Below are 23,365 nucleotides of genomic sequence, written 5' to 3' on the forward strand. Positions count from 1 at the left end.
AACAGACGATAGTAAGGAGAATGCCGTGGCGACGACAAGCCCCACGACCAACCCGAGCGACCAGACCGCATCGACCATGCCGACCATGCCGGACACGGACACGGATACAGGAAACATGCGGGACGTGCCCGCGCACGACGGCGACGGCCGCGCCCCCGCTTCCAAGCAGTCGCCGTACGCCAGACTGTTCCGCATACCCGGAGCGAAGGCCTTCTGCGTATCCGGCGCGGTGGCGCGATTGCCGATCTCCATGATGAGCCTCGGCATCGTGCTCGCGCTCAACCATCTGTACGACAATTGGACCGTCGCCGGCACCATGAGCGCGGCCTACGTGTTCGCGCTCTCCTGCGTGACCCCGTTCTACGCGCGCGCCTTCGACCGTTTCGGCCAGGCTCGCGTGGGGCGGCTCGCGCTCGCCGTACAGGTCGTGGCCATGCTGAGCTTCGCGTTCGGCGCATTGGTGCGCGTGCCGATTCCGCTGCTGTTCGTGCTCGCCGTGATCATGGGCCTGACCCAGTTCTCCTTCGGCGCGTTGGTGCGCACCCGTTGGGCGTACGCGCTGCGCGGCGTCGACGGCGGCGAACAGCTGCTCAACACCGCCTATGCGATGGAGGCCGCTATCGACGAGGTCGTGTTCATTCTGGGGCCGATTCTTGCCGCATGGCTGGCCACTTCCGTGCATCCGGTCAGCCAGTTGTTCGTGCCGACGCTGGCCTGCGGCATCGGCGGCGCCATATTCTTCACGCTCAAATCCACGCAGCCCAAGCCGATGGTCGAACAGGTCCAGGCAACCGCGCTACCCGCCGCCGAATCCGCGCCCGTGCCCGCCGACGGCGCGACGGACACGCTGTCGCTGAACCAGCTGCGCCATCAGGGCACCAAGCCGAAGAACGTGCTGCTGTACGCCGGCGTGCTGCCGCTGCTGGTGGTGTTCATCGTGTTCAACATGAGCTTCACCTCCTTCGACGTGTCCATCACCGCCGCCATGCAGGAGGCCGGCGTCGAGAAGTTCCTTGGACTGCAGCTCGCCATGTTCGCGGTCGGCTCGTGCGTGGGTGCGGTGGTGTTCGGCTCCCGCCAGTTCAAAGGCTCGCATTGGTCGCATATGGTGGTCTTCCTTGGTCTGCTCACCATCGGATTCGTGCTGTTCCGCCTGACGATGGATAACTTCTTCCTGCTGGGCGCGATGGAGATTCTCGCGGGTCTGTGCGTCTCGCCGCTGTTCACCACCGGCAACCTCATCGTCAAAAGCCTGGTGCCGGCCGAATCCCTCACCGAAGGGCTGTCGTGGCTGTCCACCGCAGGCACGGTGGGCACCTCCATCGGCTCGTCGGTCGGCGGCATCGTGCTCGACGCCTCCGGCGTGCACTCCGGCATGATGCTGCCCTGGATTTTCACCGCCGCCGCCCTGCCCCTCGCCTTCCTCGGCTGGCGTCTTTCCCATCGCAGGGGATGACGGAGACTTCCCGCGACAAGCATGTGGACGCGGGGGTGTGTTCCGTCGCGGCTCGCGCTACGCTTTTGGGAAGACTGACAGGGCCTTATCCGTGGGGATGGGCCACGAACGCAAGGAGCGAATATGATCAAGGTTTCCGTGGTTGGCGCGAAGGGCCGTATGGGCCAGCATGTGGTGGATGCGGTGAACGGCGCGGCCGACATGCAGCTGGCGCTCACACTTGACGCGGGCGACGACCTGACCCAGATCACCCCGGACAACACCGACGTGGTGGTGGAGTTCACCGTGCCGTCCGTCACGCTCGACAATGTGCTCACGTTGATCGCGCAGGGCGTCGACGTGGTGGTGGGCACCACCGGCTGGACCGACGAAAGGCTTGACCAGGTGCGTGAGGCGCTCGCCAAGGCCCCGCGCGAAGGGCAGAAGGCGTTCATCGCGCCGAACTTCGCCATCTCCGCCGTGCTGGCCGACCACTTCTCCACGCAGGCTGCGAAGTATTTCGAATCCGTCGAGGTGATCGAACTGCATCACCCGAACAAGGTGGACGCCCCCTCCGGCACCGCGATCCACACGGCGCAGGGCATCGCCGCGGCCCGCAAGGCCGCCGGACTGCCGGCCGTGCCGGATGCCACCGAAACCGACGGCGGCTCGCGAGGCCAGTCGGTCGACGGCATCCGGGTGCACGCCGTGCGTCTGCGTGGCCTCAACGCCCACGAGGAGGTGCTGTTCGGCAACGCGGGTGAGCAACTGACGATCCGCGCCGACAGCTTCGACCGAGGCTCCTTCATGCCGGGCGTGCTGCTCGCCGCGCGCAAGCTCGCCTCCGATGCCCCCGCCGGCCTCACCATCGGCCTAGCCAACTTCCTCGACCTATAGCCCCAAGCGTCCATAACGAGAAGTACGGTGAATAGTATGAGTGAGCATGACATCCATCTTCTGAATCCAGCCCCGTTCGGCCGCATCCTCCCCGCGATGGTCACTCCGATGAAGGCCGACGGCAGCGTCGATTTCGATGCCGCGCAGAAGCTGGCCAAGGCGCTGGTCGCCGATGGCGCGGACGGCATCGTGGTCAACGGCACCACCGGCGAATCGCCCGTCACTCATATCGACGAGAAGGTCGACCTCGTGCGCGCGGTCAAGGATGTTGTGGATGTGCCCGTTATTTCGGGCGCCGGATCTAACGACACCGCGCATACCGTGCGTATGGTCGAGCAGACCCAGGAGGCGGGCGCCGACGCGGTGCTCGTCGTCATGCCCTACTATTCCCGTCCTTCCCAGGACGGCGTCGTCGGCCACTACAAGGCCGTCAACGATTCCACCGACAAGCCGATCATCGTCTACGACGTGCCCGGCCGCACCGGTCTGAAGGTCGCGGTCGACACGTATGACCGTCTGGCCGCACTCGACCATGTCGTGGCCGTCAAGGACGCCACCGGCGATCTCGCCGCGGCGGTCGAGAAGCAGCAGCGCACCGGACTCGCCTGGTATTCGGGCGATGACGGTCTGTTCCTGCCGTTCCTGTCCATCGGCGCGGTGGGCATCATCTCCGTGATCGCGCATGTCGCCTCAGCGCCGATGCGCGAACTGGCCGAGGCTTTCGACCGCGGCGACATCCACGAGGCGCAGCGCCTCGCCAACCAGCTCGCGCCGCTGGTGCACGCCCTGAACGGCGACGGCTATCAGGCCGTGATGGCCAAGGCCGCCTGCCGTGTCAACGGCACGCTTGAATCCACCGAAATGCGTCTGCCGAACATCGGCCCGGACGCGCTCCAGCTCGACAAGGCCGAGGAGGGCATGCGCGCCTCCGGCCTGCTCTGAGCGGGCATTCCACGTCGCCTTCGTGAGAGCACGAAGGCATAACCATAAGAAACCAACGAAAGTACATGGCACAAGAAAACAACACCAACGATTCCAACAACTCATCATCGACCCGCGGCACCCGCCGCCGCGGCTCCGCCAAAACCGCCAACACCAAGGCCGCGGCGAACACCGGCGCGAAATCCAACGCGAAAGCGAAGAACGCGCCCGCGAACAAGTCCGGCCAGCGCGGCGGCAGGGGCGGCAGCCGTCCCCGTCATCAGAACAACTCCACCCAGGCCACCGCACCCCAGCAGGGCGCGACCCTGATCGCACCTCCGAAGTACCGCAAGGGCTCGATGCGCATCACCCCGCTCGGCGGCCTCGGCGAAATCGGCCGCAATATGAACGTGGTCGAATACAACGGCCACCTGCTGCTCATCGACTGCGGCGTGCTCTTCCCCGAAGAGGAACAGCCGGGCGTGGACCTGATTCTGCCTGACTTCAGCTATATCAAGGACCGTCTCGACCAGGTCGACGCGCTCGTGCTCACCCACGGCCATGAGGACCATATCGGCGGCGTGCCCTACCTGCTCAAGCTGCGCCCGGACATCCCGCTGATCGGCTCCAAGCTCACCCTCGCCTTCGTGGAAGCCAAGTGCAAGGAGCACCGCATCAACCCCACCAAGGTGGAGGTCTCCGGCCGCGACAAGCTCAAGGTGGGGCCGTTCAACCTCGAATTCGTGAACGTGACCCATTCGATTCCGGACGCGCTCGCCGTCTACGTGAAGACCCCGGCCGGAAGCCTGATCGACACCGGCGACATCAAGCTGGACCAGCTGCCGCTCGACCACCGCGTCACCGATCTGGTGGAGTTCGGCAAGCTCGGCGAGCAGGGCGTGGATCTGCTCATGATGGATTCCACCAACGCCGAGGTGCCGGGCTTCGTCAAGCCCGAGACCACGATCGGCCCCGCGCTCGACCAGGCGTTCGCGCAGGCGACCCGCAAGATCATCGTCGCGAGCTTCTCCTCGCATGTGCACCGCGTGCAGCAGGTGGTGGACGCCGCCCACAAGTACGGCCGCAAGGTCGTGTTCGTCGGCCGCTCCATGGTGCGCAACATGTCCATCGCCGCCGATCTGGGCTTCCTGCACATCCCCGAAGGCACGGTCGTCGACCTGAAGAAGGCCAACGACATCGAAGACAAGAACCTGGTGTACATGTGCACCGGCTCCCAGGGCGAGCCGATGGCCGCGCTGGGCCGCATCGCCGACGGCAACCACCGCGACATCTCAATCAACGAGTTCGACACGGTGATTCTGGCCAGCTCCCTGATTCCCGGCAACGAGCACGGCGTGTACAAGATCATCAACAAGCTCGTGCAGATGGGCGCGCGCGTGGTCAACCGCGACAACGCGGCCGTGCACGTCTCCGGCCACTGCAACGAGGGCGAGCTGCTGTACATGTACAACATCGTCAAGCCCAAGTGCGCCATGCCGATCCACGGCGAGAACCGCCATCTGGTGGCCAACGGCCTGATCGCCGTGAAAACCGGCGTGGACCCGCAGAACGTGGTGCTCGCCGAGGACGGCGACGTGGTGGACCTCTACCACGGCAAGGCCGCGGTCGTCGGCTCCGTGCCGTGCGGCTACGTGTATGTGGATGGCGATTCGGTGGGCGAGCTGACCGAGGAGGAGCTGGAGAAGCGCCGCATCCTCGGCACCGAAGGCTTCGTCTCCGCGTTCGTGGTGGTCGACACCGAGGCGCGCGAGGTGGTCTCCGGTCCGAAGATCTACCTGAACGCCGTGGCCGAGGACGAAAGCGAATTCAACAAGGTGCGTCATCAGATCGTCGAACAGCTCAACGACGCGATGATGAGCGGCACGAAGGACACCTATAAGCTGCAGCAGCTCATGCGCCGCACGCTGGGTGGTTGGATCGCCCGTCAGCTCAGGCGCAAGCCGATGATCGTGCCCGTGGTGGCCGATCTGGCCACCGACGTGGACGAGCTGGTCGGCTAGGGGCGATAATTGGCCCAGCACCGGTAAAGGGTATACAGTTGTTCCTATCGGAATAGCAAAGCGGCGTAACCGAAAAGGTTGCGCCGTTTTCATATGGCGCGCAGAGAACGCGCCAGCTTGTGGCAAAGGAGTAGCATGCCCGGTTCTAACCTGACCCGAGTCGAGGCTGAGGAACGCAAAGGCGTCGTGGAGGCGCCGATCACCTATCATGTCGATCTGGATCTGACGCGAGGGGAGCGCACCTTCGGTTCGGTCTCCCACATCACGTTCGACGCCGTGGCCGGCGCGAGCACCTTCCTGGATCTCATCGCCGACGAGGTGACCGCGGTCACGCTCAACGGCGAGGCCCTGGATCCGGCCGAAGTGTTCGCCGACGACCGCATCGCGCTGAACGATCTGAAGGAAAGCAACGACGTGGTGGTGGAGGCGCTGTGCCGCTACTCCAACACCGGCGAGGGCCTGCACCGTTCGGTCGACCCCACCGACGGCAACGTCTACCTGTACTCCCAGTTCGAGGTGCCGGACGCCCGCCGCGTCTACGCCGTGTTTGACCAGCCCGATCTGAAGGCCGTGTTCAACTTCTCCGTGCTGGCGCCCCAAAGCTGGATCGTCACCTCGAATATGCCGGTCGCCTCCGTTGAGGAGAGCGAGATCGAAACCGCCGACGGTACCCTCGCCGACAAGCCGAACGAGACGACCAAGCGCTGGTCGTTCGAGCCCACCCCGGTGATGAGCTCCTATCTGACCGCCATCTGCGCCGGCCCGTACGCCGAGTGGCACACCGAATACCACAACGAGGACGGCCGCGTCGTGCCGATGGCGCAGTACTGCCGTCAGTCCCTGGCCGAAGCCTTCGCGAAGGACGTCGACTACCTGTTCGACATCACCAAGAAGGGCTTCGCCTTCTACGCCAAGACGTGGGGCGTGCCCTACCCGTACGCCAAGTATGATCAAATCTACGTGCCCGAATACAACGCGGGCGCCATGGAGAACATCGGCATGGTCACCATCCGCGACCAGTACGTGTTCGAATCGAAGGTCACCGACGCGCTCGCCGAGCGCCGCGTGGTGACCGTGCTGCACGAGCTGGCCCACATGTGGTTCGGCGACTACGTGACCATGAAGTGGTGGAACGACCTGTGGCTCAACGAATCCTTCGCCGAGTTCACCTCCACCCTCGCCACCGCCGAGGCCACCGAATGGCATGACGCCTGGGCCACGTTCTGCTCCGGCGAGAAGAGCTGGGCGCTGCGTCAGGACCAGCTGCCCACCACGCATCCGATCGTCGCGCCGATCAACGACCTCAACGACACCTACGTGAACTTCGACGGCATCACCTATGCCAAGGGCGCGTCCGTGCTGAAGCAGCTGGTGTTCTACGTGGGCCGCGAACGCTTCTTCGAGGGCATCCACAACTATCTCGACAAGCACGCCTACTCCAACGCCACCCTCGCCGATCTGCTGGGCGAGCTGGAGGCCACCTCCGGCCGCGACCTGAAGGCGTGGAGCGCGAAGTGGCTGGAGGAGTCCGGCATCAACACCATCACCCCGCAGGTCGAGACCGACGCGGATGGCACGCTGCGTTCGCTCACCCTGCGTCAGACCGCTCCGGCCGACCATGCCGTGCTGCGCCCGCACCGTCTGGCCCTTGGCTTCTACGACGAGGATCCCGCCAGCGGCAAGATCGTGCGCACCGAACGTCTGGAGCTGGATGTGGACGGCGAGACGACCGTGGCCGCCGAGGCCGCCGGCAAGACCCGCCCCGCGCTGATTCTGGTCAACGACGAGGACCTGGCCTACACGAAGATCCGTTTCGACGAGGAGTCCCTCGCCTTCGCCGAGGCCAATCTGCACCGTTTCGACGACGCGCTCGCCCGCGCCGTCATTTGGCTCGCCTTCTGGGATATGACCCGCGACGGCGAGTTCCCGGCCGCGCGTTTCGTCGACATGACGCTGCGTCTGCTGTCCACGGAAACCGAATCCACCACCTTCCGCTACGCGCTCAGCTGCATGACCACCGCCGTGCACCACTACGTGCCCGCCGCCTCCCGCGACGAGATGCTGCGCCATGTGGCCGCCGAGCTGTGGACGCTGGCCAATGCGGCCGACGCCGGCTCCGACAACCAGTTCCAGCTGGCCACCGCCTACCTGGGCTACGGCGAGGAGGGCGACGCCGCGTTCGCCGCGAACGCGCACGGTCTGCTCGACGGCACGGTCGCCCTGCCCGGTCTTGAGATCGACAACAACTTCCGTTGGACGATCATCACCGCGCTCACCTCGGTCAACGAGATGGACGAGGACGATGTGCAGGCCGAGCTGGCCAAGAAGGAGACCACGGAGAACCGCGAGTTCGCGCTGGGCGCCCGCGCCTCCCGCGCCACCGCCGACGCGAAGCGTTGGGCTTGGAACGAGGCGCTGCACAACAGCGAGCTGACGAATTCGCAGTTGGGAGCCGTGGTCCGCGGATTCGCAGGCACGCCGCGCGCCGACCTGGCCGAGCCGTACGCGAAGCAGTACTTCGACACGGTCGACTGGGTGTGGGCGAACAAAACCTACCACATGGCCGAAGCGCTGCTGACCGGCCTGTATCCCTCCTACGCCGATCCGGCCGATCTGACGGAGCTGGGCGACGCATGGCTCGAATCGCACGCGGACGCGGACAACGCGCTTAAGCGTCTGATCGTCGAGAATGTGGATTCCTCGCGCCGCACGCTGAAAGTCCGTCAGTACAACGAATCCCTCTGAGAATCTCTCTGATCGCACCGGCGGAGCCAACGCCGATAACGAGAATGGTGACCCATGAGCATCAACGATGAAGACAACGAACGGATCGACTTCGCGTCGGTGTTCCCATCCAAGGGGGACGCGCGCCGGCCTCCGGAATGGTTCGGACGCGCCCTGCTGTACACGGCCATAGCCGTGTTCCTGGCGTATTTCGTCTGGAGGTCGTGGGGCAAAATCGATTACATCGTGCTCGATGCGGTCATCTCCATCTTCATCGCGTTGGCGGTGGAGCCGATGGTCGTCGCTCTGGTGCGGCATGGGTGGAAGCGGGGCGTCGCCTCGGCTTCCGCCCTGCTGCTGCTGTGCGCGGCGATCGTCGGCTTGCTGGCCCTGTTCGGCAACATGTTCGTGCAGCAGGTCGTCGGCATGGTGCGGGGGATGCCCGCGCTCTACCAGCAGATCGCCGACCTGGTGGCCCAGTACACCACGTTCCGACTGCCGGAGATCGACAGCCTGGGCACGGAGATCATTAAGAACCTGCAGACCTCGTGGGTCACCGACTTCGCCGGACAGGCGCTCAACACCACGATGGGCGTGTTCAGCGTGCTGATCGACCTACTCACCGTGCTCATGGTGACCTTCTACGTGTCGGCAGCCGGCCCCAAAATGCGCCGTTCGCTGTGCCAGTGGATGGGCCCCTCCCAGCAGCGTCGTTTCCTGCTGGTGTGGACGATCGTGCAGGAGCAGATCTCCGGATTCCTGTTCTCCCGTTCGATTCTTGCGCTGATCAACGCCACCTGCACCGGCATCTTCCTCGAAGTCATCCACGTGCCGTACTGGCTGCCGCTGGCGCTCTTCTGCGGCTTGGTCTCGCAGTTCATCCCCGTGGTCGGCACCTATGTCGGCGGCGCGCTGCCGGTGCTGTTCGCATGGAGCAACAACGGCGTGCCCGCCGCTCTTGCCGTGCTGGCGTTCATCGTCATCTACCAGCAGATCGAGAACATGATTCTCTCTCCGAAGATCTCGCAGCGCACGATGGACCTCAACGAGGCCGTGGCCTTCCTGGCCGTGCTGCTGTTCGGCTCCCTGTTCGGCGCGCTCGGCGCGTTCCTGGCGCTGCCGGTCACCGCCAGCCTGCAGGCCGTGTTCCGCGCCTACACCAAACGCTACGAGCTGGTCGACTCTCCGCTGATGAACGATCCCGATCCGGTGAAGAAGTCCAAGGTGGTGGAAGCCAGCGAGGCGATCGCCGATCATGTGATCAAACCGGTCGCCGAGCATATGCCGCGCGCCGCCAAAAGCACGGCCGGCCGCGTGCCGATCAACGACGAGCTGCGCCGCCTGCAGGAGCAGATCTACAACATCAGGTCGTCCGACGACGGGGATGATGAGGATTCCGCCACGGTGGCGATTCCGAAGAACGTGCTCTCCGGGCAGAGCCGACGTCCGCTTGCGGGCGCGGGCGAGGACGAGAGCGAGAATAAGGACGGGAGCGGCGCGCCTTCGTCCGATGACAATCCTCGTGCGGGGTGGCGCTGATGATGCTGCTGAACGTGTTGGACATCCTGCTGGTCATTCTGGGCGCGGCGGGCATCCTCTACCAGGCCGCCTGCATCGTCATGTCGTTGCTGGCCAAGCCGGCGCGCTTTCCCGACGCGCCCGAAGACAAGCATTTCGCCGTGCTGATCTCCGCGCGCAACGAGGAGAACGTGATCGGCAACCTCATCGCCTCGATTCGTGAGCAGACCTATCCCGGAGAGCTCATCGACATCTGGCTGGTGGCCGACAACTGCACCGACACGACCGCCCAGGTGGGGCGCGATTTGGGCTGCCATGTGGTCGAACGGCACAACACCGAGCAGATCGGCAAAGGCTACGCGCTCAGCTACCTGCTCAACCATATGATTGACTCCGGCGCGGCCGAACGGTACGACGCGTATTTCGTGTTCGACGCGGACAACAAGCTCGACCGCCGGTACATCGCGGAGATGAACAAGGCCTACCAGTCGGGCTTCCGTATTCTGACCAGCTACCGCAATTCGGTGAACCTCGCCGACAATTGGGTGTCGTCCGGTTCGGCGCTGTGGTTCATCCGCGAATCGCGATTCCTCAACAGCTCGCGTATGATCTTCGGCTCCAGCTGCCACGTGGGCGGCACCGGATTCATGTTCTCGCGCGAGGTGATGCAGCGCAACAAGGGATGGAAATTCCATCTGCTCACCGAGGATCTCGAATTCACGATGGATTCGATTCTGCACGGCGACCGCATCGGATACTGCGGCACCGCCATTCTCTATGACGAGCAGCCGGTCACCTTCGCGCAGAGCTGGAGGCAGCGCCTGCGGTGGAGCAAGGGATTCCTGCAGGTGTTCCGCTACTACGGCGAGGCGCTGATCAAACGCGCCGTGCGGGAACGCGACTTCTCCTGCATCGACTTCACCCTGCTGCTGTGCCCGTTCACCGTGCTCGGCGTGATACGCGTGGTGATGGGATGTCTGTTCGCTGCGTTCGGTTTCGTGACCTGGCCCAGCCAGTTGCAGTCGCTGACCGGATGGTCGAGCGGCATCATCACCAGCATCCTCGGCATGATGGCGCTGGCTGCCCTGACGATTCTTGTGGAACGCGATCAGATCTGCGCCACCAACAAGGAGCTGTTCGCCTACGTGCTCAGCTTCCCGATCTACATGCTCAGCTACGTGCCGATCTCCTTCCAAGCCATCTTCGCCAAAGCCCAATGGAAACCCATACAGCATAAAGGCTGAGCCGTAATGAACGGCCCAGTGGGCCGTTCATAGGCTCAGCCTGAGCGAGGAGAGAGCCGAGCTCCCCTGCAACAGGTGTTGACAATTCCTTCTTATGCGACAAACCATGGTCTAGTGTGGGAGGCATGACATTCGACACTTTCGCCAATGCTGTTGGTTATGCTCCGATTCCGCCCGATCCCTCCGCCGCCGTGTCGATTCGCGGCCTGTTCAAACGCTTTGATGACAAGGTTGCCGTCAACGGTCTGGCGCTCGACATTCCGGTCGGTTCCTTCTACGGCCTGGTTGGCCCCAACGGCGCGGGCAAAACCACCACGCTGAACATGCTCACCGGCCTGTTGGTTCCGGATGCGGGCACGGCGATGATCCTCGGCAACGATGTGTGGAGCGACGTCAACCGCGTCAAACGCGAGATCGGCGTGATGCCGCAGGCCGGCCAGATTTTCGACCGGCTCACCGGCCTGCAGCTGCTGGTCTATTCGGGCATGTTGCGCGGCATGCGTCGCGAGGAGGTGCTGCGCCGCGCCAACGATCTGCTTAACGCCTTCGATTTGGCGCAGTCGGCGAACACGATGGTGGTCGACTATTCCTCCGGTATGACCAAGAAGATCTGTCTTGCTGCCGCGATGATCCACAGTCCGCGCATCCTCGTGCTTGACGAGCCGTTCGAATCGGTTGATCCGGTTTCCAGCGCGAATCTGCGCGATATCCTGATCGAATACGCGGCCACCGGCGGTACGGTGATCATCTCCTCGCATGTGATGGCGCTGGTCGAGAAGATGTGCACGCATGTGGCCGTCATCAACCGCGGCCAGGTGTGCGCGGCCGGCACCGTCGAACAGGTGGCGGCTGGCGGCGACCTGGAGGAGCGGTTCCTCGCGCTTGTCGGCGGACGCCACGGCGCGGCCAAACTCGACTGGCTCGACGGCGGCGCGAACGATGCTCCCACGCCCGTTCCCCAAGCCCCATTCGCTGGCGCGACGGACGGCAATGGAGGCGTGCGATGACCATCGCGTTGAATATCGTCCGCCTGCGTTGGGCGCTGACCTTCGCAGCCATGCGCAAATCCGTGTGGCAAACCGTCGGATACGTCGTCTGCTTGGCGATGGGTGCCTCGGGCATCATCGGCGTGGCGGTGGGCGCGTTCGTTCTCGGTTCCGGCCCTGATCTGATGGGTTTGCAGACCGGTCAGGCTTCGGCCGCGGCTCACGATTATGCGTCGGTGACCCGCTGCGTGGTCGTCATTGTCGCGGCCTGCCTGCTGCTGTTCGTCGCGGCCATCCAACTCATGCTGATCGGCGAGGGATCCTCGCTGAGCCCGAAGAAGTTCGAACTCTACGGCATCGAGGACCGCACGCTGCAATTCGGTCTGCTGCTCGCCGGGCTTTCCGGCGCGCCGGCCATCGGCGGCACGCTCGCCTTCACGTTGTGGGCCATGGCCTACCGTTGGATGGGGCCGGTGCCCGCGCTGGTGGCGGTGGTCGCCGCGCCGCTGGCCGTCATCACGATGATCAGCATCTCGCGCATGATCATCTCGTTGGCCACCTCGCTGGTCACCTCCGCCAGCGGCCGAGGCGTGTTCTATATCGTCACGATGGTGGTGTTCATTTTGTTGTGCCAGATGCCGAGCATCGTGCTCAACACCAGTGTGGGAAACGAAGGCTTCGATACGGCCGCGCTGATGGCCGGCGGCACGATACTCGCAGACGTTCTGGCCTGGACGCCGCTCTCGGCCGCCTTCCAACTGCCGTTCGACGCGTTCGCTGGCGCGTGGTTGCCATTGCTTGGCCGCCTCGCCGTGCTCGCGCTCACTTGGGTGGTGTGCTTCATGGTCTGCACGTGGTGTCTGCGTCGTGAGCGCTTGGTCGCCGGGCGTGACGTCGCGACGGCCAAAATCAAAGGCATCGGCGCGTTCTCCTGGATGCCCGACTCGCCCTCCGGCGCGATTTCCGCCCGCTTGCTTATTTCGATGCGCCGCGATCCGCGCCTGTCGGTGATGTTCCTCATGCCGCTGATCCTCGTGGTGATTTTCGGCTTGCAGTCGCATGGTCTTTCCGTAATGCTTTGGCAGTCGCTCACCTGGATGGGTCTGTTCATGATGATGATCGAAGGCAACGGTCTGGCTTATGATGGCGGCGGCTTCACCATGCAGGTGCTCGCCGGCGTGCGTGGCCGTGACGACCGTTTCGGCCGCGTGCGCGTCTATGCGACGTTTTCGGTGGCCTACATCATTCTCCTCGCCTTGGGTATTTTCGCGTTTACGGGGGATTGGCGCACCGGCGACGGGCTGGCGCTCGGACTGACCTGCACGAGCATTGGCATCAGCGTCGTTCTTGCCGGTCTTGGCTTGGCCGAAGTGCTGTCCTGCGTGCTCATGTACCCGGTTCCCTCGATCGAGAAGCCGTTCTCGTCCCCGCAGGGGCGTATGGCCGCGCAGGGATTCTTCCCCTTCGCCCACCTGTTCGGCTCCATCATCCTTATGCTGCCGACCGGCATCGTGGCGTTGGTGCTTGGCCTGACCGTGCATGACGCCATGATCGTGTTGACGGGCGTCGGTGTGGCCGCGTTGGTCAACGGCGTTGCGGCGTTGCTTGTGGGTTCATGGCTTGGCGGTAAGCTGATGGATGCGCGAATGGTCAAGATCGTCCAAACGCTCGAATCGTTCGCCAGCCTGCAGAAGTGACGCGCTTCGGTGGGCTTGAGGCCCATCGGTTGGAAGACAAGGAGTGCGGCAGTTGGTTTTCGAGACGGCGGATCAGCGGCCAGATCGACCTGAAGCCCAAACCGTGCGAGACGTGCGGCGGCGTCGGTGGACCGTTCTAGTTTCTGCGACGCTCACCGTGGCGCTATGCGTGGGATACGCCGTGGCCGACGTGTTCGACGTGGTTCCCGGCCTGCTGACGCTGCAGCCCGTCGTTGTGCGCGACTATCCCTCCCCATCCGTCGTGCGCGCCGGCGACGGCATCGTGAGCGACCTCGACACAGCCAAAGCCGTCGACCCGCAGGCGGCCGCCGAGCTTATCAACGCACTGGCCTCCACCGAGGGCATCGGCAATGGCTTTTCGGTGATCATCGTCGACGCCCAAGGCAACGCCGTGGCGCAATACGAAGCGGACACTCCGCGTGAGCCGGCCTCCACCATGAAGACGCTGACCGCGCTCGCCGCCTCCGCCACCCTCGACATGGCCTCGACGCTCGACACCGAAACCTATCTCATCCAACACGACGACGGCACCGCCACACTGGTGCTCACCGGCAACGGCGACATGCTGCTCGGCGAGGGCGAAAGCGATCCCGAACACGTCAACGGCCGCGCGGGATTGGGCACGTTGGCGAAGGCGACGGCCGCCGCGTTGGCGCAGCGCGGCATCACCGCCGTCACACTGGTCTACGACGATACCTTGTTCGGCGATCTGCGCTCGCCGGCAGGCATCGAAGAGAACAACGGCGACTACCTCTACTACACACCCGTCTCCTCCATGGCCGTGGATGGCGGCCGCCAATGGTCGGACGCCCTGCCCAAACCCTCCAATCCCGACGATTCCTCGGCGTATCCGCCCCTATCGCAGACCACCGCCGCCGACACGGCCGCCATCTTCGCCACACGATTGGCCGAGCAAGGCATCACCGTGAACGGCGAGCCCAGCGCGGGCACCACTCCGGAGAATCTTTCGCCTCTGGCCAGCGTCTCGTCGGCCACTTTGGCCGAAGTGCTCGCCTTCATGCTGCGCCATTCGGACAACACGCTCGCCGAGGAGTTCGGCAGACTGACCGCCATCGCGCGCGGATCCGAGAATTCACCCACCGGCGCCGCCACCGCGGTCGGGGAGGCGTTGCGGGAATTAGGCATCGACACCACCGGACTGACGATGGCCGACTGTTCGGGACTGACTCCCGGATCGAGACTGACCGTGCGCACCCTGGCCGCCGTGCAGACGCACAACCTCGCCGCGGGCAACGGAGCCGCCGCGGCCGAAGGACTGTCCATCGCGGGACTGGTCGGCACCGCGCGCACCCGATACACCGACGAATCGGCGGCCGGATTGCTGCGGGTGAAAACCGGCAGCCTCGGCACGGTCACCTCGATGGCAGGCAACGTCTCGCGCACGGAGGGCGGCGCGCTCTCCTTCGCCGTGGTCGTCAACGATCCCGCGGACTACGCGGCCGCGCGCTCCGCGATCGACGAATTCGTAACCGCTTTGGCGGGGTTGTGATCGCATGGTGTACTCGGCACGTCTGCGCGGCGCGATCGGCCTGCTGCGCTCATCGCTGGAACAGGCCGGACTAGGCATGCAATCGCCCCGCTTCGCCGAACACGGCGAACACGAGCCGGATCCGGACGCGCCCATGGTACTGGTCGCCTGCTCGGGAGGTCGGGATTCGATGGCCCTGGCCGCGGTGGCGCGGCAGGTGTGCGCCTCGCTCGGGCTGCGCTGCGGCGCTGTGATCGTCGACCATGGATTGCAGGACGATTCGACGCGGGTGGCGCGAGAGACGGCCGACCGCTGCCGCGCGTTGGGCATCGGCGAGATAGCCGTGCGCCAGGTCGAGGTGAGACCAGAAGGCGAAGGGGTGGAATCCGCGGCCCGAGAGGCTCGCTATGCCGCGCTGGTCGATGAGGCTCTGGCGCATGGCCCGCGCTGTGTGGTGCTGCTTGCCCACACGCGCGACGACCAGGGGGAAACCGTACTGATGGGATTGCTGCGTTCCGGTGGTGTGGACGCGCTCGCCGGCATGCCCCCGCGGTTCGAACGCGGCGGCGTCACCTTCCTGCGTCCGTGGCTGGGTCTGTCCCGTGCGGACACCACCGGCATCTGCGCGGATTTGGGACTGGAGTATTGGGATGATCCGACCAACGGCGACGCTGCGGCGGAACGGGGGAGCGGCGGCGAGGGGCTGCCGCGTGAGTTTCCGTTGCGTTCGCGCGTGCGTCACGACCTCATCCCCTATATCGAACACTTCGCCGACGCCGACATCGTAAGCCACTTGGCTGTGGGCGCGGATCAGGCGCGGCTGGACAAGGATTTTCTGGACGGACAGGCCGAGCTGTTGGCGGGCCGGAGCGTGCTGCACCATGCCGCAGAAGGCGAGGCGGTGCGCTTCGACGCGCGCGTGCTCGCCGAAGCGCATCCGGCGATCCGCAGACGTGTGATCGCGCACGCGTTGTCGCGGGCCGGCATCGTCTGCTCCATGAAACAGGTCGAGGCCATCGACGCGCTGATCGGCGACTGGCACGGCCAGAGGGGTGTGTCTCTTCCCAGAGGATATTCAGCGAACCGCAAGAAACACGTCATTCGTATATGCCAAGATGGAGCGCATGCGAATCGCTGATGTGGAGGAATGCATTGACCACGAACTGGTCAGTGCGGAGCAAATTGATACCATAATCCGACAGGCCGCGGCACGCGTGAGCGAAGACTACCGTGGCAAGGATCCGTTGCTGGTGGCGGTGTTGAAGGGGGCCGTGAACACGCTGGTCGCGTTCTCCCAAGCCATGACCATCCCGGCTGAGATGGACTTCATGAGTCTGTCGAGCTACGGTGCGGGGACCGTATCGAGCGGAACCGTCACCGTGCGTCAGGATCTGTCCGCCGATGTTCGCGGCCGGCACATTCTGATTGTCGAGGATATTGTGGATTCAGGACGCACGCTCGCCTGGCTGGTCGATGAGCTTAAATCGCGCGGCGCCGCCTCGGTTGAGGTGTTCGCGCTGCTGAGCAAGCCCTCGCGCCGCGAAGTGGACGTGGACGTGAAATACAGCGGCTATGAGATTCCGGATGAATTCGTGGTCGGATTCGGTCTCGACTATGACGAGCGATTCCGCAACCTCGACTCGATCGCGGTGCTCAAGCCGTCCGTATACCAAGGAGAATAAGCATGACCTTCCCTCAAGGACCCGGCCAGTCGGGTAACGGGAACTCGCCCGACGGCGGCAACAACCGCAATAACGGCAACCCGTTCACCAATCCGTTCAATCGTGGCGGCGACGGCAACAAGCGGGGCAATTCGAACGAGCCCAAGCCTTTCTGGCAGTCCCCGTGGCTGTGGGGCGTGGTGCTGGTGATGCTCAGCGTGCTCATGTTCCAGCTATTCGCCGGATCCAGCACCCGCACCATCGACACCAAGGACGGCTTCGAACTGATCCAAAGCGGGCAGGCAACCTACGCCGAGATCACCGACAACCGGCAGCAGGTGCGGTTGGAGCTGAGCGACGACTTCACCAAAACCGATCCCGACACCGGCCGTGTGGTGAACTACGGCAAGGAAGTGCAGTTCTACTACACCTTCGCGCAAGGCGGCCAGCTGGCGCAGATGGTGGAGGAGGCCAGCCTGTCGAAGGGCTGGACCTCGAATATCGCGCAGACCAGCATGCTCAGCTATCTGGCGTCCTCGCTGCTGCCGTTCCTCATCATCTTCGGCCTGTTCTGGTTCCTGATGAGCCGTATGGGCGGAGCCTCCGGCATGTTCGGCATGGGCGGCAAGAAGAACGCCGGCAAGCTGCTCGAAGGCCAGACCCCCACCACCAAGTTCGCCGACGTGGCCGGCGAGGACGAAGCCGTGGCCGAGGTCGAGGAGATCAAGGACTTTTTGAAGGACCCGTCCAAGTACAAGGCGCTGGGCGCACGCATCCCGCGCGGCGTGCTGCTGTACGGCCCTCCCGGCACCGGTAAGACGTTGCTCGCGCGAGCCATCGCCGGCGAGGCTGGCGTGCCGTTCTATTCGATGGCAGGCTCCGACTTCGTGGAGATGTTCGTCGGCCTGGGTGCCTCCCGTGTGCGCGACCTGTTCGAAGAGGCCAAGAAGAACGCTCCGGCCATCATCTTCATCGACGAGATCGACGCCGTCGGCCGCAAGCGCGGCTCCGGCATGGGCGGCGGCCACGACGAGCGCGAGCAGACGCTCAACCAGCTGCTCGTCGAGATGGACGGTTTCAACAACGACACCAACCTCATCATCATCGCCGCGACCAACCGCCCCGATGTGCTCGATCCCGCCCTGCTGCGTCCGGGCCGATTCGACCGCCAGGTGGGCGTCGCAGCCCCCGATCTGGAAGGCCGCGAGGCGATTCTGAAGGTGCATGCCAAGGGCAAGCCTTTCGTGCCGGACGTCGACCTGCATATGATCGCCGTGCGCACGCCGGGCTTCACCGGCGCCGATCTGGCCAACGTGCTCAACGAGGCCGCGCTGCTGTGCGCCCGCGCCGGCGCCCAGCTCATCGACAACCGCGCCATCGACGAGGCCATCGACCGCGTGCAGGCCGGCCCCAAGAAGCAGTCGAAGGGCATGGCGCTCGAGGAGCTGCGCAACACCGCCTACCATGAGGGCGGCCATGCGCTCGTCGCGGCGGCGCTTAACGACACCGATCCGGTGACCAAGGTGACGATTCTGCCGCGAGGCCGCGCGCTCGGCTACACGGCCGTGATGCCCACCGCCGACCGTTATTCGCAGTCGCGCAACCAGCTGCTCGACCAGATGGCCTACGCGATGGGCGGACGCACCGCCGAGGAGATCGTCTTCCACGATCCGACCACCGGCGCGTCGAACGACATCGAAAAGGCCACCAAAATCGCCCGCACCATGGTCGTCGAATACGGCTTCTCCGCGAAGCTCGGCGCGATCAAGTGGGCGGATGACGACGATCAGACCACGGTGATGGACGGACTCGCCCCGCGCAAGTACTCCGACCGCACCGCCGAGATCATCGACGACGAGGTGCTGAAGCTGGTGGAGACCGCGCACACCGAGGCATGGAACATCATCAACGAGAACCGCGACGTGCTCGATGAACTCGTGCGTCAGCTGCTCGTCAAGGAGACCCTGAACGAGAAGGAACTGGCCGAGATCTTCGCGAATATCAAGAAGGCTCCGAAGCGTGAGGTGTGGCTCTCCGACGAGCGCCGACCCGATTCGGACAAGCCGCCGGTCGAAATCCCTGAGTCCCTGAAGCGCTCGGTGGGTATGAAGCCGGGCGAGTGACCGCAAGCGACAAACCAAGGGGGCGTGCCGGAAGGCAGGCCCCCTGCCATATGGGAGAGAAGGCGGAGAAGACCGTGACGAATACCGAACATCAGGAGCTCGACGCCGAGGTGACGCTGCGTCTGACGCAGGATCAGGCGCAGCGTCTCGCCTCGGGCGCGCATGTGGACGTTATCGTGCGTGACGCCGACGGCGAATTCGTGGCCTTCGCGCATGACGTCGATGTGCGGGTCGACGTCGTCGACGGTGCTGACGGCATCGATGGTGTTGACGGACTCAACGATGCCGGCAGTGTCGGTCGTATCGATGGCGGTGACGCGGCCCGGAATGTGCGCAGCTTCGATACCCATGCCGCGGCTGCCCCCGCCGAAAGCGGCCTTCCGAACGATGGCGCGGCTGTCGTCTCCCGCAGGGCCGTCATCTCCTTGGACAGTGTGTCGCAACGGGCCGAGGCGATATTCTGCGCGGCGATCGTCGCGATCGACGGCATCCCCGGCAATCAGGTGGAGGGTATTTCGCCGCTCTACCATGTCAGCAGCGTCACCGGACCGGACGCGATGGCCGCCGTCATCCAAATCACCACCCGAATGAGCGCGCGCGAACTCATCAGCGTGCTTGGCGCGGTGGAAGCCTCCCATGAAGGGGCGGTGGACCTGGATCTGGTGGATATGGAAGGCGTGCGCGCCGACGAACCGGACTGCCGGGTGCCGTGGCCCTCGGCCCGCAAGCATGCGGGCGTGCTGGCACCGTGGCTCGATATGGATCCCGACGCCGAATTGGGAGGCGACCCGGTTTCGTTCCTGCTGGCGATGGCCCCCGATGCGGGATTCGTGGGCATGCTGAGCGACAATTGGATTCTCGGAGCGCAGGGACTGATCGACTGAACGCATGCCCGCGGGGCTCCCGCTCGGCAGCCCCTCTTCACGGACAGGCGAGGCGTTGAATTTTAAGGAGAACACATGAACGCACGACGCACCTCATGGTGGTATTACCTCATCGCCATCGTGCTCGGCCTGTTGGGCGGCGCAGGCATCGCCGTCTACGACGAGCGGAGCGGAACGTCGATGCTCGGCGCGCCCTGGTTCGTCTCCGTACTGCTGGCCATATTGGGGGTTATCGTGCTCGTGCTGGCCCTGCAGGTGCACAAATACGCCACCACCGACCCCCGCAAGCGCCCGAACACCTTCGTCAACCCCACCTTGGCCGTGTACACGCTGGTGCTGGCCAAGGCCTTGGGGCTTGCCGGCGCGGCGCTCGCCGGATGGTACGGCGGCCAGGCGCTGCTGTCCATCTCGCATATGGAGGCGGATTACTATTCGCAGGTCGTGCTCGAATGCGCGATCGCAGTGGTGGTCTGCCTGGCCGATATGGTGGTCGGCATCATAGGGGAGTGGCTGTGCCAACTGCCGCCCAGCGAAGGCGCGGAGCACCCCAAAATGAAGAAGGCCGCCAGAAGCCGCCAAATGGCCGGCGCCGTCTCCAAATCCGCCGAATAACCCCTCGCGTTACTTGTGCGGGACGCGGATCATGGCTTCTTGGGTCATCACCGCCACGAGTTCGCCGTCCTGCGAATAGACCTTCGCCGTGCCCAAGCCGCGGCCGTGCGCGGCGGTCGGCGTGTCCTGCACGTACAGATGCCACTGGTTGATGTCGATGTCGCGGTACCACCACATCGAATGGTCGATCGACGCGTAGGAGATGCCCGGCGTGGAGATGCTCAGTCCGGCGCGGCGCAGCACCGGCTCCATCATCACCTGGTCGCATTCCATCGCGAGGATCGCGCGGTGCATCACCTGCGGCGCGTCCACCGTGCCGTCCACCTTCATCCACACCATCTGCTTGCCGGAATCACGTTTGGCGGACTCATTATCAGCACCCAGCATAATCGTGGGCGTCACATGGCGAATATCGAATGGTGACTTCTGCGCGTAATAGTTCGCGAACGGGGAACGCTCGGCGTACGGGGTCATCAGCTCCTTGGCGCTGGTCAGGGTTTCGGGCGCGGGCACGTCATCGGGCATGGGGTCGGAGAATTCGACGCCGGACTGACCGCTCTCCTGGAAGCTGGCGATCGCGGTGAGGATGGGCCCCTCGGCCTGCGTCACATTCACCCGCCTCGCGGAGAACGAGCGGCCGTCGCGCAACGTTTCGACGTCGAACAGCAGATCCTGGCGGATGTCGCCGGCCGCGATGAAATAGCCGTGGATGGAATGCGGCAGGCGGCTGGGCGGGGCGGTTTTCGCCGCGGCCATCATCGCCTGCGCGATCACCTGCCCGCCGTAGACGCGTCCGGTGGGGAAGTAGAGGCTTTCGCCGTTGATATACGTGTGGTTGCGGTAATCGGAAGGCCTTCCCAACCGCAGCACGTTCACCAGATGATCCAGAGGGGTGGTCGCGGCGGCGTCGGTCATAATTCCTCGATTCTCGGCTCGCTTCGGGAGCGCCGGTGGTGTTCTGATCCTGCAGAGCAGTTTAGCGCCCGTAAGTAACCGTATTCGTCAGGGAATGTAACGAATTGTCATCATCCGTCATTTCTTCGCCTGCTGTGCGCTGCCGGTTCGGCGAGATTTTCTCGGCGTGCGTACTCGGCCGGGGAAGAGGATACGAAAAGGCCGTCGGAAGATGGTTCCGACGGCCTTCTCTAGCGTGTGATCGCCAGGCTTGGGGCCATCCGACTGTTGGGGCGGGCGGCCCGGTCAGCCGAACGCTCAGACGCGGGTCAGCTTGCGGTGCAGGCGGTGCGGGCGGGAGGCCTCCTCACCCAGACGCTCCACCTTGTTCTCCTGATAGGACTGGAAGTTGCCCTCGAACCAGTACCAACGGGCCGGGTTCTCGTCATCGCCCTCCCAAGCGAGAATATGCGTGGCGACGCGGTCGAGGAACCAACGGTCGTGGGAGACGACCACGGCGCAGCCGGGGAACTGCATCAGCGCGTTCTCCAGGCTTTCCAGCGTCTCGACGTCCAAATCGTTGGTGGGCTCGTCGAGCAGCAGCAGGTTGCCGCCCTGCTTCAGGGTGAGCGCCAGATTCAGACGGTTGCGCTCGCCGCCGGAGAGCACGCCCGTGAGCTTCTGCTGATCGGAACCCTTGAAGCCGAAGCTCGCCACATAGGCGCGGGTCGGCACTTCGACGCCGGCCACCTCGATGAAGTCAAGACCGTCGGAGACAGCCTCCCACAGGTTCTTGTTCGGGTCGAGGCCGGCGCGGTTCTGATCCACATAGCTGATCTTCACGGTTTCGCCGACCTTCAGCTCGCCGCCGGTCAGTGGCTCCAGGCCGACGATCGTCTTGAACAGCGTGGACTTGCCCACGCCGTTGGGGCCGATCACACCCACGATGCCGTTGCGCGGCAGCGTGAAGCTCAGATCGTCGATCAGCACGCGGTCGCCGAAGGCCTTGTGGATATGGTTGGCCTCGAGCACCATGGAGCCCAGACGCGGGCCAGCCGGAATCTGAATCTCGGAGAAGTCGAGCTTCTTGTTGTTGCGAGCCTCCTGCTCCATCTGGTCGTAACGCTCCAGACGGGCCTTGTTCTTGGCCTGACGGGCCTTGGGGGAGGAACGCACCCAGTCGAGCTCGTCCTTGAGGCGCTTGGCGAGCTTGGCGTCCTTGGCGCCCTGCACCTCCATACGCTTCGCCTTGGTCTCCAAATAAGTGGTGTAGTTGCCCTTATAGGGGTAGAGGTGGCCGCGGTCGACCTCGCAGATCCACTCGGCCACATTGTCCATGAAGTAGCGGTCGTGGGTGACGGCGATGACGGCGCCCTTGTACTGGTGCAGGAACTGCTCCAGCCACAGGATCGACTCGGCGTCGAGGTGGTTGGTGGGCTCGTCGAGCAGCAGCAGGTCGGGGGCTTCGAGCAGCAGCTTGCACAGGGCCACACGGCGGCGCTCGCCACCGGAGCACACGTTCACCGGAGTATCCGGGTCGGGGCACTGCAGCGCGTCCATCGCCTGCTCGAGCTGGGAGTCGAGATCCCAGCCGTCGGCCGCGTCGATATCGTTCTGCAGCTTGCCCATCTCGTCCATCAGCGCGTCGAAGTCGGCGTCAGGATTCGCCATCTCCTCGCCGATCTCGTTGAAACGCGCGACCTTCTGGGCGATCTCGCCGAAGGCCATCTTGATGTTCTCGCCCACGGTTTTGGTGTCGTCCAGCGGCGGCTCCTGCTGCAGGATGCCGACCGTGAAGCCGGGGGTGAGGGAGGCCTCGCCGTTGCTCACGGTTTCGATGCCGGCCATGATCTTGAGCAGGGTGGACTTGCCCATGCCGTTGGGGCCCACCACGCCGATCTTCGCGCCCGGCAGGAAGCTCAGGGTCACGTCGTCGAGGATCACGCGGTCGCCGAAGGCCTTGCGCGCCTTGATCATCTGATACACAAATTCAGCCAACGTTGTTCCGTTCTCTTGGAATGGGTTTCGGTCATAAAACATCACCCATTATTCCTTGAGGGGTCTACGTGCGCGGCCACGCTTCGCTCAGCGGCGAAGCGCGATGCGCAGGCAAGGGCGACACACCAATGTCGAGCGGTACTGAAAGAGTGAAGTGTCTGTTACGAAGCCGCAGGTGAAAAGAAGATACAAGTAATCGGCTTCGAAGTCTGAAAGGCTATTGTGCCGAATTACCAATCC

16 protein-coding genes and 1 pseudogene are annotated in these 23,365 nt (G+C 64.3%); 15 read left to right on the top strand and 2 right to left on the bottom strand.

Going from position 1 to position 23,365, the window contains the following annotated elements; translation table 11 throughout:
* Nucleotides 1-115 precede the first annotated feature (115 nt).
* From AC1AV0_RS06725 to AC1AV0_RS06795, 15 genes and pseudogenes are all read left to right on the top strand, one after another.
* Entirely contained in the window at nucleotides 116-1,456 is a 1,341-nt protein-coding gene (locus tag AC1AV0_RS06725; protein ID WP_476572591.1) for an MFS transporter, read from the top strand.
* Nucleotides 1,457-1,579: 123 nt separating this feature from the next.
* Nucleotides 1,580-2,332, top strand: coding sequence for a 4-hydroxy-tetrahydrodipicolinate reductase (gene dapB, locus AC1AV0_RS06730; RefSeq protein WP_476572402.1), 753 nt, complete (start codon nucleotides 1,580-1,582; stop codon nucleotides 2,330-2,332).
* A gap of 36 nt (nucleotides 2,333-2,368) precedes the next feature.
* Nucleotides 2,369-3,274, top strand: coding sequence for a 4-hydroxy-tetrahydrodipicolinate synthase (dapA, locus tag AC1AV0_RS06735; RefSeq protein WP_476572406.1), 906 nt, complete (start codon nucleotides 2,369-2,371; stop codon nucleotides 3,272-3,274).
* 65 nt (nucleotides 3,275-3,339) lie between these two features.
* A complete protein-coding gene (locus AC1AV0_RS06740) occupies nucleotides 3,340-5,274 on the top strand; it encodes a ribonuclease J (RefSeq protein ID WP_476572409.1) in 1,935 nt (644 codons plus the stop codon).
* A gap of 135 nt (nucleotides 5,275-5,409) precedes the next feature.
* The gene (gene pepN / locus AC1AV0_RS06745; protein WP_476572411.1) at nucleotides 5,410-8,019 is read left to right on the top strand and encodes an aminopeptidase N; all 2,610 of its coding nucleotides are present in this window, start codon (nucleotides 5,410-5,412) and stop codon (nucleotides 8,017-8,019) included.
* A gap of 54 nt (nucleotides 8,020-8,073) precedes the next feature.
* Nucleotides 8,074-9,537 (top strand): AI-2E family transporter, encoded by a 1,464-nt coding sequence (locus AC1AV0_RS06750; protein WP_476572413.1) that lies wholly within the window; start codon nucleotides 8,074-8,076, stop codon nucleotides 9,535-9,537.
* Nucleotides 9,537-10,760, top strand: coding sequence for a glycosyltransferase family 2 protein (locus AC1AV0_RS06755; RefSeq protein ID WP_476572416.1), 1,224 nt, complete (start codon nucleotides 9,537-9,539; stop codon nucleotides 10,758-10,760). Before AC1AV0_RS06750 ends, AC1AV0_RS06755 begins: the two co-directional genes overlap by 1 nt.
* Nucleotides 10,761-10,885: 125 nt before the next feature.
* Nucleotides 10,886-11,767 carry an ABC transporter ATP-binding protein gene (locus AC1AV0_RS06760; protein ID WP_476572419.1) on the top strand — a complete coding sequence of 294 codons (882 nt, stop codon included), beginning with the start codon at nucleotides 10,886-10,888 and terminating at the stop codon, nucleotides 11,765-11,767.
* Entirely contained in the window at nucleotides 11,764-13,443 is a 1,680-nt protein-coding gene (locus tag AC1AV0_RS06765; protein WP_476572421.1) for an ABC transporter permease, read from the top strand. The genes AC1AV0_RS06760 and AC1AV0_RS06765 overlap by 4 nt, the downstream gene beginning before the upstream one ends.
* Nucleotides 13,444-13,546: 103 nt before the next feature.
* Nucleotides 13,547-14,974 carry a D-alanyl-D-alanine carboxypeptidase/D-alanyl-D-alanine endopeptidase gene (gene dacB, locus AC1AV0_RS06770; RefSeq protein ID WP_476572592.1) on the top strand — a complete coding sequence of 476 codons (1,428 nt, stop codon included), beginning with the start codon at nucleotides 13,547-13,549 and terminating at the stop codon, nucleotides 14,972-14,974.
* Between the two features lie 4 nt (nucleotides 14,975-14,978).
* Nucleotides 14,979-16,091, top strand: coding sequence for a tRNA lysidine(34) synthetase TilS (gene tilS, locus AC1AV0_RS06775; RefSeq protein ID WP_476572423.1), 1,113 nt, complete (start codon nucleotides 14,979-14,981; stop codon nucleotides 16,089-16,091).
* Nucleotides 16,078-16,635, top strand: a complete 558-nt coding sequence (gene hpt / locus AC1AV0_RS06780; RefSeq protein WP_476572425.1) for a hypoxanthine phosphoribosyltransferase — start codon at nucleotides 16,078-16,080, stop codon at nucleotides 16,633-16,635. The genes tilS and hpt overlap by 14 nt, the downstream gene beginning before the upstream one ends.
* 2 nt (nucleotides 16,636-16,637) lie before the next feature.
* Nucleotides 16,638-18,737: an ATP-dependent zinc metalloprotease FtsH gene (gene ftsH / locus AC1AV0_RS06785; protein WP_476572427.1), complete on the top strand. Its 2,100-nt coding sequence runs from the start codon at nucleotides 16,638-16,640 to the stop codon at nucleotides 18,735-18,737.
* Between the two features lie 392 nt (nucleotides 18,738-19,129).
* Nucleotides 19,130-19,621, top strand: a pseudogene (locus tag AC1AV0_RS06790) (2-amino-4-hydroxy-6-hydroxymethyldihydropteridine diphosphokinase); the annotation flags it as partial.
* Nucleotides 19,622-19,696: 75 nt separating this feature from the next.
* On the top strand, nucleotides 19,697-20,233 hold the full coding sequence (locus AC1AV0_RS06795; RefSeq protein ID WP_476572429.1) for a DUF3180 domain-containing protein: 537 nt from the start codon (nucleotides 19,697-19,699) through the stop codon (nucleotides 20,231-20,233).
* Nucleotides 20,234-20,242: 9 nt separating this feature from the next.
* Here AC1AV0_RS06795 and AC1AV0_RS06800 read toward each other — a convergent pair whose 3' ends face one another.
* Both AC1AV0_RS06800 and ettA read right to left on the bottom strand, forming a co-directional pair.
* Nucleotides 20,243-21,148 carry an acyl-CoA thioesterase gene (locus AC1AV0_RS06800; RefSeq protein WP_476572431.1) on the bottom strand — a complete coding sequence of 302 codons (906 nt, stop codon included), beginning with the start codon at nucleotides 21,146-21,148 and terminating at the stop codon, nucleotides 20,243-20,245.
* 297 nt (nucleotides 21,149-21,445) lie between these two features.
* Nucleotides 21,446-23,125 (bottom strand): energy-dependent translational throttle protein EttA, encoded by a 1,680-nt coding sequence (gene ettA, locus AC1AV0_RS06805; protein WP_476572433.1) that lies wholly within the window; start codon nucleotides 23,123-23,125, stop codon nucleotides 21,446-21,448.
* Nucleotides 23,126-23,365: the final 240 nt, after the last annotated feature.

The organism is Bifidobacterium sp. LH_558 (assembly GCF_056356295.1).

Coding starts and splice junctions, on each gene's coding strand:
- AC1AV0_RS06725 (WP_476572591.1), top strand. CDS start 116: ATGCGGGACGTGCCCGCGCACGACGGCGACGGCCGCGCCCCCGCTTCC.
- dapB (WP_476572402.1), top strand. CDS start 1,580: ATGATCAAGGTTTCCGTGGTTGGCGCGAAGGGCCGTATGGGCCAGCAT.
- dapA (WP_476572406.1), top strand. CDS start 2,369: ATGAGTGAGCATGACATCCATCTTCTGAATCCAGCCCCGTTCGGCCGC.
- AC1AV0_RS06740 (WP_476572409.1), top strand. CDS start 3,340: ATGGCACAAGAAAACAACACCAACGATTCCAACAACTCATCATCGACC.
- pepN (WP_476572411.1), top strand. CDS start 5,410: ATGCCCGGTTCTAACCTGACCCGAGTCGAGGCTGAGGAACGCAAAGGC.
- AC1AV0_RS06750 (WP_476572413.1), top strand. CDS start 8,074: ATGAGCATCAACGATGAAGACAACGAACGGATCGACTTCGCGTCGGTG.
- AC1AV0_RS06755 (WP_476572416.1), top strand. CDS start 9,537: ATGATGCTGCTGAACGTGTTGGACATCCTGCTGGTCATTCTGGGCGCG.
- AC1AV0_RS06760 (WP_476572419.1), top strand. CDS start 10,886: ATGACATTCGACACTTTCGCCAATGCTGTTGGTTATGCTCCGATTCCG.
- AC1AV0_RS06765 (WP_476572421.1), top strand. CDS start 11,764: ATGACCATCGCGTTGAATATCGTCCGCCTGCGTTGGGCGCTGACCTTC.
- tilS (WP_476572423.1), top strand. CDS start 14,979: ATGGTGTACTCGGCACGTCTGCGCGGCGCGATCGGCCTGCTGCGCTCA.
- hpt (WP_476572425.1), top strand. CDS start 16,078: ATGCGAATCGCTGATGTGGAGGAATGCATTGACCACGAACTGGTCAGT.
- ftsH (WP_476572427.1), top strand. CDS start 16,638: ATGACCTTCCCTCAAGGACCCGGCCAGTCGGGTAACGGGAACTCGCCC.
- AC1AV0_RS06795 (WP_476572429.1), top strand. CDS start 19,697: ATGAACGCACGACGCACCTCATGGTGGTATTACCTCATCGCCATCGTG.
- AC1AV0_RS06800 (WP_476572431.1), bottom strand. CDS start 21,148: ATGACCGACGCCGCCGCGACCACCCCTCTGGATCATCTGGTGAACGTG.